Below are 676 nucleotides of genomic sequence, written 5' to 3'. Positions count from 1 at the left end.
AAACGCTTCAACCATCCATTCGGGCCAGCCTTGACCGGCAATCCTATGGGCTTTAAATTCCGCTTCTTGATCTGATTTATATTCGCCATCATCGATATTGGCAACATCACAAAAAAACATAAAACTATTGATCCAACCCCAAACAAATGTACTCCCTGCGCCGGCTCGAATAGGATCTAACATAATATGATCAATCACTTGATTCGTTCCCGGTTGGCACACCATTAGTACGGTCGAGGTTAGGGCATTACGCGACATATTATGAATAACAACACCATGCAAATCATCCCAATCATACTCCTTTATTCGGCGTTTTTTCGGTTGTAAAAATACCGCAGGATGTCGTAAAAACTTAAAGTTAAAAAAATAACTTTCGTTAACATAAACTTTACCCGTTTTACGGTTAAATATAATGGGACTGCCACGACGGGAGAATAGATAATAGTACACTTGGGGAATAACATAATACATACCGAGACAGCATGTAATAAAATTCAAAATTACTATTATATCAACAAATTCTATTTTAGAGTTATCATGATGAACAATTAACCAAATAGATCCAATGATAATTCCACTTCCGCAAATAGTAGCAACAAAATAAAGGCAAGCATAAAAAATCTGATCATTGAGATCCTGACGAATAAAGGCACAATAGTTATTATTGGCATAGCTT

At 36.4% G+C, this 676-nt stretch carries 1 protein-coding gene; it reads right to left on the bottom strand.

The genetic code is table 11. The features are described from left to right. Positions 1 to 471: DUF6708 domain-containing protein (locus BQ5209_RS10665; protein ID WP_208610034.1), on the bottom strand; the 471-nt coding region annotated here is incomplete at its 3' end. Positions 472 to 676 lie beyond the last annotated feature (205 nt).

The organism is Gilliamella mensalis, assembly GCF_900103085.1.
Lineage (GTDB): Bacteria > Pseudomonadota > Gammaproteobacteria > Enterobacterales > Orbaceae > Gilliamella > Gilliamella mensalis.
This window is presented reverse-complemented; position numbering and strand designations above follow the sequence as displayed.